The sequence below is a fragment of the Desulfovibrio faecalis genome (assembly GCF_053570625.1).
Window position 1 is genome coordinate 1405676 of sequence record NZ_JBRBQR010000001.1, and the last position, 13929, is coordinate 1419604.

Below are 13929 nucleotides of genomic sequence, written 5' to 3' on the forward strand. Positions count from 1 at the left end.
TGCAAACAACTGCGGGATTAGGCCTCGGAAGCGTCCTTGGACGTCTTGCGCTTTTCAGCGGCAAGGCGGGCCTCGGCGGTGAGGTCTTCCACATCTTCCTTGATGGCTTCAACCTTGCTCAGCAGGGCGTCTTTCACGTCCATGCCACGGCTCAAAAGGTCAGTGGCCAGGGGCTTGAAATCCAGCTTGCCCTTGCTCACGGCCACCGCGCCGAGCACGCCCAGGGCAACGCCGCCCAAAAACCACAACCCGCACTTCATGCCTTCGTTCATTTTCCTTCTCCTTGCTCGTGTGTGTCCAGATTCGGTCAGCGATTCCAGCATGCGGCAGATGGCCGAATCAAGATAATAGCTCAGCCTCCGTCCGGTCGCTCTGTTGCGGCCGGACGGTAAAGCTGGCAAATTTTCAGGGTAGGATACTTAGATAAAAGCTAGCTGGACACGCCGGAAAGGTCAACTTTGATGAAGTCAGCCTCGCTGTTGCGCAAGGAGATGGTTACGCCTGAAAGGCGCAAGGCAACAGGATCCTTGAGAGGCGCGCGGCCTACAATGGATACCGTGGTGCCGGGGATAAGACCCATGTCGCGGATGCGTCGGTTCATTTCGCCAAGGGCTTCAACGGCTGCAATCTTTCCCTGCTGTCCTACTTGCATCTGACGCAGATTGACAATCTGGCTCATGCGTGCACTCTCTATGTTTGATGCTGGTGGCAAATTTGTTCAATGGTTTTTTGACCATTTTGGATTAACAGGGCGGGGGGTGACCCCTGCTGTAATCCGCAAAACAACCTTGCCTTCATTACGGTTCTGTGTCAAGAGAAAAGAAAGTCGTTTTCAAATTTGATGACAGATCAGGGTTTTAGTCCTGCAACAAGGAGAGGCCATGTTTCCTCAATATGTAGCGCATAGTATGGAAGGGCGGGCGCGTCTGCGCCACCCGGCTCTGGGCGAAATTGCCGTGCGGAGTGCCGTGCAGGCCGTGCTTGGTAAAGAGCAGGATGTGCTTGAAGTACGGCCCGGTGCTGCCTCCATGCTTCTGCTTCTGAAGCCCGGCGTGGACCTTGCCAGCCTGTGCCAGCGACTAGAACAGAGCGTTCCGGTTTTGGCCCGCCCCCTGGCTGAGGTCGCAGCAGAGCTGCGCGCCACTGCACGTGCCCAGCGGTGCGAGCAGTGGCGCAGTAAGGGCAGCGACAAAAGTGCTTCTGCAGCCATGGGGTTTTCTTTGGGCAACAGGGGCGACAAGAGAAATATTCTGGGCATTTCGCAGCGCAAGCTGGAGGTTCGGGCCATGCTGGGCGTGGCAGGGGTGTGTCTTGCTTCCGGCCTGTCCGGACCCAAGCCGCTGCATCTGCTGGCGGGTCTTGCCTGGGCCTTGATGGCCAGCCGCCATGTGTGGGTTCGGCGCAAGGCTGTTTAATGAAAGTATCCGTTGACAGTATGCGCGCCGCCTGCGTGCGTTGCTCCGCTTTTGCAGGCAAGTGGCTGCTGACGATATTTGTGGCTGTTGCAGCCTTTGCCCTTGCGGCACAGGCCCTGGCTCTGGTGCTGGCGGCTCTTGCCCTTTTGGTGATTGCCTTGTGTCTTGCCTCCATGTGTATGCCAGAGGAAAGCCGGGCTGTGTGGGCATGGATGCGTGATACGCTGGGGCGCTGGAGCGCTGTGGCTGGAACGGATAAGACGGATGGGGCGCAATCGCCCGCTGAACCTGTGCCCGCTGAACCAATGCAGGGTGAACCGTCGCAGAATGAATCGGCGCAGGCGGCAGATACTGCCCCGCATGACCCGCAGAAAGGCGACTCCCGGAGGGAACAACCTGCAAAGTAACCAGAACCTCTCTGGGGAATCTGTAAATTCGCAGTCAACCTCGGACCATGGGGCAATGGCCTGGACTGGTCGGCGATTGGTGCCAGCCTGCCTGACGCAGAACGCCCTCTTTTTGCTGCCCCGCGTTCAGAGCACGCCACAATAATCAGTGTGATCCTGCGGTCAGGCTCATTTTACCAATCTGGCTTTACTGTATCCCAGACAGCAGCACACCCCCGCGATGGCACAATCTGCGGGGGTGTGCTGTTTTTCCGGGACGTTGAGGGTGCGCCCCGGTTAGAGTGCAAAGCCGCTCCGGGCAGCCCTGCACCTGAAGTATCAGACCTGCGCGGTTTCGGCGGCGCCCTCGGGGGCGCTTTCCGTTTCGTGCCTGCCTGCAACGAGGTTGCGGTGTCCTTCAATTATTTTGGTGATGACTTCCGGTTCTGCCAGCGAAGTGGTGTCGCCGATGTCTTCATAGCTGTCGCCAGCAATCTTGCGCAGCATGCGGCGGATGATCTTGCCCGAGGTGGTTTTGGGCATGGCGTCCACAAACTGGATGAATTCCGGGCTGGCAAGCGCGCCGATGTCGCGGCGTACGGCATCGCGCAGTTTTACGCGCAGTTGCGCGCTCCACGGCACTTCATCCCGCGTGACCACATAGGCGTAGATGCCTTCGCCCTTGAGGGCGTGGGGCATGGGCACCACTGCGGCTTCGCCCACTTCCGGGCAGGCAGCCAGCACTGCTTCGATTTCCGCCGTGGAAAGCCGGTGGCCCGACACGTTGATGGAGTCGTCCACGCGACCCAGAATCCAGAAGTAGCCGTCCTGATCAACTTCTGCCGCGTCGCCTGACGAATAGCAGCCGAAGCGTGAGAAGTAGGACTGGTACTTTTCCTCATCATTGTACACGCCCTGCATCATGCCGGGCCAGGGGCGGCGGATGACCAGATGGCCAGCCTTGCTGCCCGCTTCGGCTTCGTCTCCGTCACGCGAGGCCGTGCCGATAACCGCAGCGTCAATACCGGGCAGGGGCTTGGAGGCCGAACCAGGCTTGAGCTTGGTGGCATAGGGCATGGGAGCGATCATGGCGCCGCCGGTTTCGGTCTGCCACCATGTGTCCACGATGGGCAGCTCGCCGCCGCCGATGTTCTTGTGGTACCACTGCCATGCCTCGGGGTTGATGGGCTCGCCCACGCTGCCGAGAATCCGCAGGCTGCGCAGGTCGTAGCGCTCTGTCCATGCCTCGTTCATGCGCATGAGCGAGCGGATGACCGTGGGCGCGGTATAGAAGATGTTGACCCGGAAGTTCTCTACAATGCGCCAGTAGCGGTCAGGGTAGGGCCATGTGGGCACCCCTTCAAACATGAGCGTTGTGGCCCCAAGCGAAAGCGGCCCGTACACGCCATAGGTGTGGCCTGTGATCCAGCCTGCATCCGCCGTGCACCAGTACACATCGTCGTCGCGCATGTCGAAGCACCACTGCGTGGAGTGCGCCGCGTATGTGAGGTAGCCGCCCGTGGAATGCATGACGCCCGTGGGCTTGCCCGTGCTGCCGCTTGTGTGCAGCAGAAAGAGCGTGTCGTTGGCGTCCATGGGTTCGCAGGGAAAGTCCGGGTTAAGGGTAAAGTCATCAATAAGGTCATGCCACCACACATCGCGGTTGCGCTGCATGTTCACGCCGTCAATGCCGGCATGCTTGACCACAACCACGTGCGCCACCGACGGGCACTTTTCAAGGATGGGGTCAAGATTGGCCTTGAGAGGCTTGAACTTGCCGCCGCGCACCGCCGCGTCCGCCGTGATGACAACGCGGGCTTTGCAACCCTGAATGCGGCTGCGAACGCCGCCCTCCGCATAGCCGGAAAAGATGGCCGTGTGGATGGCGCCAATGCGGGCGCAGGCGAGCATGGCGATAAAAAGTTCCGGAATCATGGGCATGTACAAGGCCACATGATCGCCCTTGCGGATGCGCAGCGAACTCAATGCATGCGCAACGCGGCACACTTCAGTATAAAGCATCTGATAGGTGTAGCAGCGAACGTCGGTTTCTTTTTCGCCCTGCCAGATAAGCGCGGCCTTGTTGCGCCGCCCAGAGATGAGGTGCCTGTCGATACAGTTAAAGGAGGCATTAAGTTTGCCGCCTGTAAACCACTTGTATTTATGGTTTACCTCATCTGCTTCCAGCACTTTGTCCCAGCGTTTGAACCAATGGATCAACTGCGATGCTCGCGCACCCCAAAAGTCGTTGGGGTCTTCCAGTGCGCGGCTGCAGAGAGCGTCATATTCTTCTGGCCCACATACCCATGCAGAAGTTTTGCCGTGCTCAGGTGGAAGATAGCTGCGGTTCTCATTTAACAGCGTTGTGATCCTTTCCTGGGACATGATTAAATCCTCCCTCCTGTGTGTTGCATAGAATTTCTAGAGGTGAAATAATTCCATGGTACAGCACTAAAAATATTTTAGAGAGGCGTCAAGAGCCCGGAATTGATTGATCTTTCAGTCATGCCTGTGCATAATTTCACAAAATGGCATAAATGGCAACCTAGGATACCAGCCTATGCGGATTGGAACGTCATACCAATTGAAGAAATAATTCACAATTGATGGCAAACTTTTTTTTATTTTTTTCAGCGTAATTTCAGAAAGGGTAAAAAAGCGCTCCGTCATTCTAAACAGCCAGGCTGGCGCAAACAGAAAACATCACCAGACTTTTGCCGTAATCCGCTAGGCAGTGGAAAAGAGGGATATGAACAAGGGCAGAGGCAGCGCAGAAAACCTTTCGGCAGCGCGGGGCGGATTCAGCGACAACATGGGCGCATGTTTCCCTGAACTTGTTTGGGATAAAGGAACTCGTTGTGGGGCAGCTCTGGTAGAGAAGACAGCCATGACACAGCCCATGGGCGCTGTGTCATGGTGAAAGGGATTATCTGTCAGGCGCAGGGCAGCATGAGGCCCCTGTCCAGCATGACCTGGGCAAGCTGGGTGACGGGCAGGCCCACTACCGTGCTCCAGGAGCCGTCAACGCGCTCAACCAGCACGGCTCCTTGCCCCTGAATGGCATATGCGCCCGCTTTGTCGTGCGGCTCTCCGGTGTCCAGGTAGGCTTGCAGTACAGGCTGAGGCCAGTGGTGGAGGAAAACACGGCTGGTGTCGCTGAATGACAGCATGAGAAACGAATCAACACCGCATTCGTCCACAGTGGGGCCAGTATTGGTGCTGGCAGACCCTGCGGCTTGTGCAGGGCTAAAGGCTGCATCGGCAGGCAGCAGCAGGCACACAGCGCTGATAACTTCATGCCCGCGACCATTGAGTCGCTCCAGCATGCGCATGGCATGGGCCGGATTTTCCGGCTTGCCAAGAATATCGCCATCCACAGCCACGACGGTATCTGCGGCCAGAATCACGGGGTGCAATCCGCTGGCAGCGCCTTGCTGGCAGAGGGCATGGCCTGATGCCAAAGCCTTGGCAGTAGCAGCGCGCCGAGTATACGTCTCCGGGGATTCGCCTTGTTCCGGGCGTGGTTCGTCAGCACTGGTGAGGGCCAGACGGAAGGGGATTCCCCATTCGGTTAAAAACTGCCGCCTGCGTGGCGAGGCAGAGGCCAGGAGCAGTTCAAGGCCTGAGGCCATGCGGAACAGCGGGCGCAAAAATGAGGACGAATCGGCGGCAGCCGGGCACGGGGCAATATTGTAAGACATGGTAAAGCCTGATTAGCGCGGTGCGGGGGCGTGGCGCAATATTTCGCCGCCCTGCATGTCCAGCACGCAAAAGACGCCGTTTTCTATAAGGCCGTAGGTGCGGGGCGAGCCGCTCTTGGGCAGGGAAAGTGAGCCGGGGTTCCAGAAGTGCAGGCCGTCAATGGTTTCGCCGCGCGGCACATGGGTATGCCCGCGCAAGAGCACAGTTCCAGCTTTGATGCCGGGGCAGGGCGGGCGCTCGGGCAGATGGTGCCCGTGGCTGGCAAAAATGCTCAGGCCGTCTGCTTCAATCCATGTGGATTCTGTGACTGCAAAGGGCAGCAGGCACAGGTCAACCTCGGCATCGCAGTTGCCGCGCACTGCCATCACCGGGCAGGGCAAGGCCGAAAGATCGGGCATGGTTTGCAGCACAGAGCGGGTGTCGTAGCCCTGCGGCAGGGGATTGCGCGGGCCGTGGTAAACCAGATCGCCCAGCAGCACCAGTGCGTCAGGGGTCAGCTCTCTCGCTTTTTCCAACAAGAAAAGCAGGCTTTCAACAGATCCGTGCAGGTCGGAGGCAACAAGCAGACGCATCAGGCGCATTCCTTGGCAGCAGGGTGTTCCCTGTTCCAGTCTTCAAGAGGAATGGCTTCTTCCACAAGCATGATGGGAATATTGTCGCGCACAGGATAAACCACGCCGCAGGCCTTGCAGGCAAAGGCGGCGACTGAACCGTTGTCTTCCAGCGCCACAAGGTTGCCCAGGCATTTGGGGCAAGCCAGAATTTGCAGTAACTCGCGGGTTTCCATAGGCATAAAGAATCCTTCTGTTAATCGTGAGGGGGTATTCTATCTCCAAGCGTCTTCCAGTTCAAGGCTTGCCCCATATTGTCATTTTGCGGTATAATAATTATCCCATGAAAGATAGTATGAAATTTATTGATCTGCACACGCATACCACCGCTTCTGACGGTACTGATACTCCGGCCCAGCTTGTGGGCAATGCCCATGCCGCAGGCCTTGCCGCAGTGGCAATTACTGACCACGATACCCTGTCTGGCCTTGACGAGGGGCAGCAGACCGGGCGCGAGCTTGGTATTGAGGTTGTGCGCGGCTGCGAAATTTCGACAGGCACGGAACTGGGTGAACTGCACATTCTTGGCCTGTGGCTACCGGAAAATCCCCAGCCTTTGCTGGAAAAACTGCGCTGGCTGCGCGAAATGCGGGCAGAGCGCAATGTGGGCATAGTAAAAAAGTTGCAGGATCTCGGCTACGACATCAGCATGGAAGAAGTGCTGGCTGCGGCCAAGGGAGAGAGCGTGGGGCGACCGCATATCGCGGCGGTGATGCTGCGCAAGGGCTTTGCCAAGGATCCCCGGCAGGTTTTTAAAGAATTTCTGGGCAGCCGGGGCAAGGCGTATCTGCCAAAAACCGTGCTGGAACCTGATGAAAGCGTCCGGTTGCTGGCCTCCATGGGGGCGACGGTATGCCTGGCGCATCCGCTGCTCTGGAAGGCCCCCGCAGGGTGGCTGGACGCTATGGTGGCCCGCCTCAAGGAATACGGACTCAGCGCCATCGAGGCCTATCACAGCGAACACTCCGATGCCGATGTACGCACCTGCCTGGCCCTGGCCAAGCGTTTTGATCTTGGCGTTTCCGGCGGATCGGACTATCACGGATCAAACAAGCCCACGATCCGGCTGGGTCAGGGCTACGGGGGCTTGCGCGTCAGCGCGGCTGTGCTTGAAAGTTTGAAAGAACGCCGGGACGCTGCCGGCCTCCATATCTGACCGCCCCCCCATCGCCCGCTTGCGGCGGCCAAGTCAAACCGCTTGCGCAATCGGGTCTCCCGATGTACAGCGGTTTTCCACACTTATCTGGAAGGCATTGCATGCGTATTCTTCATAAACAGCAACATCTTCCCCCTCTTGAGGGGCCAAGGCTTGAGCCGCATCCTTTTCGTGGCGCAGGGGTGCCCCCTGACGAACACGATGGCGCGCCACTTGTTCCTGTTGCCCGACCCGAGCGCGGGTCAGCCGCGCAGGGCACTGCCGCCCCCCACAGAGAAGCCCCTTCTGGCAAGGATGTAGGCACAGAAGCCTTTGAACTGCGCCAGCTTGGCGAAGAGGATTTTGAGGAGTTTGAGGCCCTGCTGCGCTACGCCTTTCAGGTCAGCACATCTGAGATGGCCCGCATCGGCTGGTCTGACATGGAGATGAAGCAGTCCAAGATGCCCATATTTGAGGCCTCGCACATCATGGGCTGGTTCTACAAGGGGCACCTTGCCTCGCAGATCGTCATCTACCCTATGGAAGTGAACATCCAGGGCGAAATCTGCAAAATGGGCGGCATCACCGGGGTGGCAACGTATCCCGAATACACGGGGCGGGGGCTGATCCATTCGCTCATCGGCAAAAGCCTAGAATACATGCGCTCGCAGCAGCAGATCGTTTCCTACCTCTGCCCCTATTCCATCCCCCTGTACCGCAAGCACGGCTGGGAAATTGTTTCGGACAAGATGACCTTTGCCATCAAGGACACCCAGTTACCCAAGCGCCACCCCGTGGACGGGCAGATCGAGCGCGTGGACATCGAGTGCGAAGACCTGCACCGCGTTTACAAGTATTTTGCGCTTCAGGAACACGGCGCGCTCATTCGCGGCAAGCTGGAGTGGGAGGAATACTGGCGCTGGGATTCGGACGACGTCATGGCGGCGGTGTACTACAGCGCCGACGGCAAGCCTCTGGGCTATGTTATCTACTACATTGAAAATGAAGTTTTTAGCATCAAGGAAATGGTCTACCTGAACCAGGAGGCCAAGTACGGCATCTGGAACTATATCAGCGCCCATTTTTCCATGATTACCAAGGTGGAAGGAGCCAATTACACAGGCGAGCCCATTGCCTTCCAGTTTGAAGACAGTGAAATTGACGAGAGCATTCAGCCTTACGCCATGGCCCGCATTGTGGATGTGCAGCGCTTTATTGAGCTGTACTCCTTCCAGTTTGAAGACCCCAAGCTGACCCTTGAACTGGAAGTGAGTGATGTCATGGCCCCGTGGAACAACGGCATCTTCCATGTAAGTTGGCGTGACGGCCGCACTTTTTGCGAAAAGGTAAATACCTGGAGCACGGGCCATCGCCTTTCGCTGGATATCAAAACGCTCACAACGATGCTGATGGGCTACAAGCGCCCCACCTATCTGTACAATAATGACCGCATCGACATGGACTATCATCTGCTGAAAACGCTGGAGACGCTGATCCCGCCGGACAAGCCGTATTTTTCGGATTATTTTTGATTTTCGGGAGCAGGGTTTTCTGGTTGACACATCTGTGGGCAGATGGCAGTTGTACGCCGTTCCGTGGATGCATTGTTCTGTTCTTTTGGGTTTCCGCAGGTCATGCCTTTTTATCCGAGCCCACGCAAAGGAGTATTGGATATGGCATGGTTTGCATTGAGTTTGGCTGTAGTGACAGAGATTTTGTGGGCGCTCAGCCTCAAGTGGGCTTCTTCGCTGGGTAACTGGCAGGCTGCAGCAGTGCCCATTGTGCTGAGCTTTGTGAATATGGGCCTGCTGGCACTGGCCATGCGCGGGCTCCCGGCTGGCATGACCTATGCCCTCTGGACAGGTGCCGGCACTGTGGGCGTTGTCTTGGGCGGAGCGCTTTTTTTCGGCGACAAGGTTTCGCTGCCCCAGTTGTTTTTTATCGCCCTTATTATCATCGGCAGCGTAGGAACAAAGTTCTTTTCATCCCAGACATAGGACGTTTTGCCTGCCGCGCCGCATGATCGGCGCGCGAACATAGTTGCTGTATAAGCACAGAGCATGGAACATAAAAAGGCGGGGTTGTCCCCCGCCTTTTGTGTTTCTCAGTATCGCTTGGTGGTGCAATATAAGCAGTTACTTATCCTGCCCGCAGCACTTTTTGTACTTTTTGCCGCTGCCGCAGGGGCAAAGGTCATTGCGCCCAATACGCGGCGCGGCCTTGGCGGGCTTTTTGGGGTCTTCCGAAATACTGCCGCCGCTGGAGTAAGAAAGCTGCGAGTTGCTTTCCTTATGGCGGTATTCCCGCGAAACAGGGGAATGCTGGGGTTCATCAACCGGTGTTTCCACTTCCTGCTGTTCCGGCTCGGCGGGGATAGGCTCAATCTGTACACGGATGCGCGTAAGGGCGCGGAACACGCTCTCACGAATCTGGAACAGCATGGCCTGGAACATTTCAAAGCCTTCGCGCTTGTATTCAAGCTTGGGATCGCGCTGACCGTAGCCGCGTAGGCCTATGCCATCGCGCAGGGCGTCCATGTTGCGCAAATGTTCTTTCCAGCAGCGGTCAAGCTCTTCCAGCAGGAAGTAACGAAGAATGTCGGCATAAGTGGGGCCGGTTTCCGCCTTGAGCTTGCCAAGAATGCCCTGTGCCATCACTTCGGTTTCTTCACGCTCGGGAAGGCGCGCGCCTTCTTCAAGCACCCTGTCGAGGTTGAAGACATCGCGCAGACGCGCCAGAGCTGCGGCGCGGGCTTCGTCCTGCCCGTCCACAGGCAGGGATGCCAGCGGGCTGTACACGTCATCCAGCACATCGCTCATGAATTCCTGCAAAACAGGCTCAAGGTCTCCTTCAACCATGAGTTCGCGGCGCAAGGTGTAGATAACCTCGCGCTGCTGGTTCATGACGTTGTCATAATCGAGCAGTGTTTTGCGTATTTCAAAGTGGTGGGCTTCCACACGCTTTTGAGCGCCTTCCACCGCGCGGGTAACCATGGCGTTTTCAATGGCTTCGCCATCGCGCAGGCCCAGCTTTTCCATGAGGCCCTTGATGCGGTCAGAGCCAAAGAGGCGCATGAGGTCGTCTTCCAGCGAGAGGTAGAAGCGCGAAGAGCCGGGGTCGCCCTGACGGCCCGAGCGGCCACGCAACTGGTTGTCGATGCGGCGGCTTTCGTGCCGTTCGGTGCCGAGAATGTGCAGACCGCCCAGATCCACAACACCCTCGCCCAGCATGATGTCCGTGCCACGGCCTGCCATGTTGGTGGCAATGGTGACGCGGCCTTTCTGGCCTGCCAGCGCCACGATTTCGGCTTCTTTTTCATGCTGCTTGGCATTGAGCACGCTGTGCGGAATGCCGAGCTTGCTCAGCCTCTGGGAAAGCATTTCGGACGTTTCAATGGAAATTGTGCCCACAAGCACGGGCTGCTCTTTTTTGTGCAGTTCGGCAATGGCTTCAACGATGGCGTCAAACTTTTCCTGCCGCGAACGGTAGATAAGGTCAGGATAATCCTTGCGAACCATGGGCCTGTTGGGCGGAATGGAGATAACTTCGAGGCTGTATATCTGATGGAATTCCACAGCTTCTGTATCCGCAGTACCCGTCATGCCCGAAAGTTTGTCGTACAGGCGGAAGTAGTTCTGGAAGGTGATGGAGGCAAGCGTCTGGTTTTCAGCAGCGATGGTGACGTGTTCCTTGGCTTCCAGCGCCTGATGCAGGCCATCTGAATAGCGGCGGCCAGCCATAAGGCGGCCTGTAAATTCGTCAACAATAATTACCTGATCTTCCTGAACAATATAATCCACATCGCGTTTGAAAATCTGATGTGCCTTGAGCGACTGCATCACGTGGTGCTGGGCCGTGATGTTGGCGGGGTCAAAAAGGTTGTCCAGCTTGAGCAGTTCTTCGCACCGGGCTACGCCTTCATCGGTGAGCATGGCGGTACGGGCTTTTTCGTCCACGGTGTAGTGCTCGGCGGTAAGCTGGCGGACAATGTCGTCCACCGTGCGGTACATGCCCACCGATTCATCAGAAGCGCCGGAAATGATGAGCGGCGTTCTGGCTTCGTCAATGAGGATGGAGTCCACTTCGTCCACAATGGCAAAATTGTGCCCGCGTTGCACCAGCTGGTTGGCGTAGAACTTCATGTTGTCGCGCAGGTAGTCAAAGCCGAATTCATTGTTGGTGCCGTAGGTGATGTCCTTGGCGTACTCGGTCTTGCGTTCTTCGTCATCAAGGCCATGCACGATAACGCCTGTGCTCAGGCCGAGGAATTCATACAGCTGGCCCATCCAGGCCGAGTCGCGTTTGGCGAGGTAGTCGTTGACCGTAACCACATGTACGCCCTTGCCAGACAGGGCATTGAGCACAACAGGCAGGGTGGCCACAAGGGTTTTGCCTTCACCGGTCTTCATTTCAGCAATCTTGCCCTTGTGCAGCACCATGCCGCCGATGAGCTGCACGTCATAGTGGCGCATGCCCAGTCTGCGGCTTGAGGCCTCGCGCACCAGAGCAAAAACTTCGGGCAGCAGAGCGTCCAGAGTCCTGGTGCCGTCCTGCACTTCCTGCCGGTATTGCGCTATGCGTACAGGAAAATCTGCATCGGCCAGTTGCTGCATTTCAGGCTCGAACGCATTGATGCGCTGCACCATGGGGTGGAGCTTGCGCAAGTAGCGGTCGTTGGTGCTGCCGAAGATTTTTTTGAAAAGAAAACCAAACATGAAGTCTCCTTACTAGAGCATTTTCACTTTGAAATGCTCGCTTACCGCCTAAGTATCTCTACTGTCGCGTCCGTAACGGAAAAGCAACCGTGGCGCGTTTTTTTCAGCATCCGCGCTGTGCAGACAAACATTTTAGATATGATCTGTCCAGCACAATGGCCGGTCGCTTGCGCTGCGCAAACACCTGATGTTGGGTGCGCTGCGGAATGTGCTGCATGCGCCGTGTGTTATCCCAAGGGGACAATATACGGCATCTCTTAAAAATAAGTCATAATATTGAGGTTGGCAATGTGACGCGGCAAAAATATTATTGGTCAGCGAACAGGTGGAAGGTGCAGGTGCGCCCATGCCAGTGTCAGCAGGCAGCCTCACAAAATCATTTTCTTGCGCGCTCCAAGCCTTGAAGAGCGAGTTTCATGCCGGGCTTAAGGGCAAGGGCTAACTGAAAAAACTGTACAGATCGGTCACGGTCGCCCGACTGAAGAAAGACCGCTCCAAAGTTACAGGCGATGGAAGCGCTGCCCTTGACCATTTCTGGTTCCAGATCAAGAGCCTTTACCAGATTTGCCTTGGCCTGGATAAAATCCGCGCCTTCAGCAAAGGCCATGCCTACATTATAATAGAGCGTTGGATCGTCGGGGGCGATTTTGATGGCGCGCTTGTACTCCGTAATGGCGTCCTGCCAGCGGCCCTGCCTGCGCAGGCTGATGCCCAGCTGGTTGAACAGGGCCAGGTCTTCCCGTCCCAGTCGTTTGCCCTTGGCCTCAAGACTGTTGCGCAGAAATTTTTCTGCCTTTTCCGGGTCACGCTCGCCATAAATGCCGGCAATGCGGCTTGAAAGCGCGCTGAGGCCATCGGCAGCTTCCCGGTTCATTTGCACAACAGCTTTCTCAAAAAAGGCCTCGGCCTTTTCCACATCGCCGTTGGCCAGATGGGCTTCACCAAGGCTTACCTTGCGGTTCACGTTGAGGGGCGAGATCGAATCGAGCTTTTCGAGGTAACGTACTTGCTGGGGCACATCCCCAATTTCCGCGTACATCTCTGCAAGGCGCTGAAGCGGCGCGAGGTAAAGATCGGCAGATTTGGCGGCAGATTCATAGGCAATGCGGGCCTTGTCGTATTGCTGGGTGGCGCGGAAGATATCGCCCATGAGCAGAAAGGCCGCCGCACTTCCCGGCTTGAGCTGCAAGACTTTCTGGCAGGCGGTCAAAGCCATGTCGTACTTTTTTTGCGCCAACAGTTTTTTGGCAACGTCAATGACCTGCCCCAGTTTGCTTTGCGGCTTGAGGGTAAAAGCCATTTTTTCAATGAGTGTATTGGCAGAAACTGGCTTGGCGATAAAGTTGTCCGCACCGACCTCGTGAAGCAGCATCAGGCGGTCGCGCTGCACATCGCTCGTGAGCACAATAATCTTGAGCGCGGTGAAGGCTTGCTTGATCTGGCCCACCAGGAAGCTCAGATCCTGGCCGCCAATACTGCGTTCCATAAAAATAAGAGGGGCAGGGTGCCGGGCCAGAATGTCGCGCAGCTCGCGAAGCATCATGCGAGGGTCCGTAATGGCAGTAAAAATACTCTGCGCCGTAAGCCCCATCTCTTTGGCAAGGGTAAGGCGCAACTGCGTGCAAAAGGCCTGATCATCGCTCACTGCCAGAATGTGCCCATTCTCTTTCGTGATATAATTAATGACAGTGTCTTGGTATGAATTAAGTTTTGCCCTGTTTGCGGCATCAATCATGGACATGGGATCTCCTGAAAATATTGACAGCTAAGATGACAAGTTAGCGCAACATGGTGAAGATCGCGCGACGGAATGGCATCATCTTGGCAAATTGCCGGAGGGGTGCGGCTCTTTTAGTTTTTTGCAGGGGCAAGCGTCAAGAAGTAAGATTGGCGCGGCAAAGAACCTTGAGGACGTGATAAAAATAATGCAAAAATGGCTTGACGTTCAAGAGGAACTTGGATAGA

Annotated in this window: 13 protein-coding genes; 5 read left to right on the plus strand and 8 right to left on the minus strand. The window is 56.6% G+C overall.

From position 1 onward, the window contains the following. Window positions 1-17: 17 nt before the first annotated feature. Both ACUZ79_RS06205 and ACUZ79_RS06210 read right to left on the minus strand, forming a co-directional pair. Window positions 18-272, minus strand: a complete 255-nt coding sequence (locus ACUZ79_RS06205) for a hypothetical protein (protein ID WP_240824082.1) — start codon at window positions 270-272, stop codon at window positions 18-20. A gap of 158 nt (window positions 273-430) precedes the next feature. Continuing rightward, window positions 431-679, minus strand: coding sequence for a FeoA family protein (locus ACUZ79_RS06210; protein ID WP_240824083.1), 249 nt, complete (start codon window positions 677-679; stop codon window positions 431-433). 202 nt (window positions 680-881) lie between these two features. On the opposite strand from ACUZ79_RS06210, the gene ACUZ79_RS06215 reads away from it, so the two are divergent. Then, window positions 882-1415, plus strand: coding sequence for a hypothetical protein (locus tag ACUZ79_RS06215; RefSeq protein ID WP_449251022.1), 534 nt, complete (start codon window positions 882-884; stop codon window positions 1413-1415). Continuing rightward, complete coding sequence (locus ACUZ79_RS06220; RefSeq protein ID WP_449251023.1) at window positions 1415-1822, plus strand: hypothetical protein; 408 nt, start codon at window positions 1415-1417, stop codon at window positions 1820-1822. Before ACUZ79_RS06215 ends, ACUZ79_RS06220 begins: the two co-directional genes overlap by 1 nt. A gap of 318 nt (window positions 1823-2140) precedes the next feature. On the opposite strand, the gene acs is transcribed toward ACUZ79_RS06220, so the two are convergent. The 4 genes from acs to ACUZ79_RS06240 form a co-directional block, all read right to left on the minus strand. Beyond that, window positions 2141-4186 carry an acetate--CoA ligase gene (gene acs, locus ACUZ79_RS06225; protein WP_449251024.1) on the minus strand — a complete coding sequence of 682 codons (2046 nt, stop codon included), beginning with the start codon at window positions 4184-4186 and terminating at the stop codon, window positions 2141-2143. Between the two features lie 548 nt (window positions 4187-4734). Then, window positions 4735-5502 carry a Maf family protein gene (locus ACUZ79_RS06230; RefSeq protein ID WP_449251025.1) on the minus strand — a complete coding sequence of 256 codons (768 nt, stop codon included), beginning with the start codon at window positions 5500-5502 and terminating at the stop codon, window positions 4735-4737. 12 nt (window positions 5503-5514) lie between these two features. After that, window positions 5515-6075, minus strand: coding sequence for a phosphodiesterase (gene yfcE, locus ACUZ79_RS06235; RefSeq protein WP_192113630.1), 561 nt, complete (start codon window positions 6073-6075; stop codon window positions 5515-5517). After that, a complete protein-coding gene (locus ACUZ79_RS06240) occupies window positions 6075-6296 on the minus strand; it encodes a Trm112 family protein (protein WP_022658140.1) in 222 nt (73 codons plus the stop codon). The genes yfcE and ACUZ79_RS06240 overlap by 1 nt, the downstream gene beginning before the upstream one ends. 113 nt (window positions 6297-6409) lie before the next feature. Here ACUZ79_RS06240 and ACUZ79_RS06245 point away from each other — a divergent pair, with 113 nt between their 5' ends. The 3 genes from ACUZ79_RS06245 (at window position 6410) to ACUZ79_RS06255 (ending at window position 9246) form a co-directional block, all read left to right on the plus strand. Further along, window positions 6410-7270: a PHP domain-containing protein gene (locus ACUZ79_RS06245; protein ID WP_240824091.1), complete on the plus strand. Its 861-nt coding sequence runs from the start codon at window positions 6410-6412 to the stop codon at window positions 7268-7270. A gap of 101 nt (window positions 7271-7371) precedes the next feature. Further along, a complete protein-coding gene (locus tag ACUZ79_RS06250) occupies window positions 7372-8781 on the plus strand; it encodes a GNAT family N-acetyltransferase (RefSeq protein ID WP_449251026.1) in 1410 nt (469 codons plus the stop codon). A 141-nt stretch (window positions 8782-8922) separates the two neighbouring features. Continuing rightward, a complete protein-coding gene (locus ACUZ79_RS06255) occupies window positions 8923-9246 on the plus strand; it encodes a DMT family transporter (protein ID WP_449251027.1) in 324 nt (107 codons plus the stop codon). Window positions 9247-9384: 138 nt separating this feature from the next. On the opposite strand, the gene secA is transcribed toward ACUZ79_RS06255, so the two are convergent. Further along, window positions 9385-11964, minus strand: coding sequence for a preprotein translocase subunit SecA (gene secA, locus ACUZ79_RS06260; RefSeq protein ID WP_449251028.1), 2580 nt, complete (start codon window positions 11962-11964; stop codon window positions 9385-9387). A gap of 376 nt (window positions 11965-12340) precedes the next feature. Further along, window positions 12341-13705: a tetratricopeptide repeat protein gene (locus ACUZ79_RS06265; RefSeq protein WP_449251029.1), complete on the minus strand. Its 1365-nt coding sequence runs from the start codon at window positions 13703-13705 to the stop codon at window positions 12341-12343. Between the last annotated feature and the right edge of the window lie 224 nt (window positions 13706-13929).

Excerpts from the sequence above, each read along its gene's own strand:
- ACUZ79_RS06220 (WP_449251023.1), top strand. The coding sequence starts at position 1,415 with ATGAAAGTATCCGTTGACAGTATGCGCGCCGCCTGCGTGCGTTGCTCC.
- yfcE (WP_192113630.1), bottom strand. The coding sequence starts at position 6,075 with ATGCGTCTGCTTGTTGCCTCCGACCTGCACGGATCTGTTGAAAGCCTG.
- ACUZ79_RS06245 (WP_240824091.1), top strand. The coding sequence starts at position 6,410 with ATGAAATTTATTGATCTGCACACGCATACCACCGCTTCTGACGGTACT.
- ACUZ79_RS06255 (WP_449251027.1), top strand. The coding sequence starts at position 8,923 with ATGGCATGGTTTGCATTGAGTTTGGCTGTAGTGACAGAGATTTTGTGG.
- ACUZ79_RS06230 (WP_449251025.1), bottom strand. The coding sequence starts at position 5,502 with ATGTCTTACAATATTGCCCCGTGCCCGGCTGCCGCCGATTCGTCCTCA.
- ACUZ79_RS06205 (WP_240824082.1), bottom strand. The coding sequence starts at position 272 with ATGAACGAAGGCATGAAGTGCGGGTTGTGGTTTTTGGGCGGCGTTGCC.
- ACUZ79_RS06215 (WP_449251022.1), top strand. The coding sequence starts at position 882 with ATGTTTCCTCAATATGTAGCGCATAGTATGGAAGGGCGGGCGCGTCTG.
- secA (WP_449251028.1), bottom strand. The coding sequence starts at position 11,964 with ATGTTTGGTTTTCTTTTCAAAAAAATCTTCGGCAGCACCAACGACCGC.
- ACUZ79_RS06265 (WP_449251029.1), bottom strand. The coding sequence starts at position 13,705 with ATGTCCATGATTGATGCCGCAAACAGGGCAAAACTTAATTCATACCAA.
- ACUZ79_RS06250 (WP_449251026.1), top strand. The coding sequence starts at position 7,372 with ATGCGTATTCTTCATAAACAGCAACATCTTCCCCCTCTTGAGGGGCCA.
- acs (WP_449251024.1), bottom strand. The coding sequence starts at position 4,186 with ATGTCCCAGGAAAGGATCACAACGCTGTTAAATGAGAACCGCAGCTAT.
- ACUZ79_RS06210 (WP_240824083.1), bottom strand. The coding sequence starts at position 679 with ATGAGCCAGATTGTCAATCTGCGTCAGATGCAAGTAGGACAGCAGGGA.
- ACUZ79_RS06240 (WP_022658140.1), bottom strand. The coding sequence starts at position 6,296 with ATGCCTATGGAAACCCGCGAGTTACTGCAAATTCTGGCTTGCCCCAAA.